Consider the following 1,059-nt stretch of genomic DNA (forward strand, 5'->3'; position numbering starts at 1 on the left):
GACTCTACTGTGAGCGTAGATGCACAGGCATTATACGACCGGTTTCTACCACTATTACATGATCAAGCTCATATACTCGACGCCGGATGTGGCTCAGGGCGGGATTCTCTGGCTTTTTTGAAAGCTGGTTTTACAGTTACTGCGTTTGATGGCAGCAGAAGTATGGCTGCACGAGCTACCTGTCTGACAGGGCTGGATGTCAAACATGCATTGTTTTTAGATTACAGCCCCGAAGTAAAGTTTGATGCTATCTGGGCATGTGCCTCTCTGCTTCACGTTCCACTTCAAAATTTGCCTGTGACTTTCTCTCATCTTGGTAATCTATTGAAATCAGGTGGGCTTTTTTACTGCTCGTTCAAGTTGGGTTTTGGTGAAGAAGAACGGGGGGGAAGGCATTTTACACATCTCGATGAAAAAGGGCTTGAGAAGATTCTGGCAAAAAGTGACTTGAACATGGCCAGAACTTGGGTCACTCGGGACTTACGGCCTGACCGTGAAAATGAATACTGGTTAAACGCAATTCTGAAAAAGGCTTGATGCATGGAAGCAAGACCGCTTGATCCTTCGTATCCCATTGATAACAATTCTGCTCTGCTGACAACCGGCGGTCTGAATGATCCACTGCTGCCCAAGTTGAGTGATGCTATTAACCGGGCGCGGGAAATTGAGATTACGGTTGCCTTCATACGCATCAGTGGCTTGAAATTGTTGTTTGGTGCTTTATGCGATGCAGTTGATCGCGGCGCAGTGATTAAGGTACTGACTTCTGATTATCTGGATGTGACTGACCCGCAGGCTTTGCGGGAACTGATGCTGTTAAAAGAGAGAGGTGCAGATATTCGCATTTACCAGTGCGATGGTCAGCAAAGCTTCCATATGAAGTCGTATATCTTTATTCATACCCATGATGGCGATGTTATTGAAGGCAGTGCTTATGTAGGTTCCAGCAATATCAGTAAAGCAGCGTTAACCACGGGGCATGAATGGAATCTTCGTCTGCAATGTAAGGGCGACTCTGATGACCTTTATGTTCAGCAGTTTGCCCATATCCGCCAGCAG

2 protein-coding genes are annotated in these 1,059 nt (G+C 46.4%); both read left to right on the plus strand.

The genetic code is table 11. The features are described from left to right. The coding region (locus KDK19_RS20625) for a bifunctional 2-polyprenyl-6-hydroxyphenol methylase/3-demethylubiquinol 3-O-methyltransferase UbiG (protein ID WP_257292840.1) at positions 1–537 on the plus strand (537 nt) is incomplete at its 5' end. A gap of 3 nt (positions 538–540) precedes the next feature. Continuing rightward, positions 541–1,059: phospholipase D-like domain-containing protein (locus tag KDK19_RS20630; protein WP_257292841.1), on the plus strand; the 519-nt coding region annotated here is incomplete at its 3' end.

The sequence above is a fragment of the Endozoicomonas sp. ONNA1 genome, from assembly GCF_024606325.1.
GTDB lineage: Bacteria > Pseudomonadota > Gammaproteobacteria > Pseudomonadales > Endozoicomonadaceae > Endozoicomonas_A.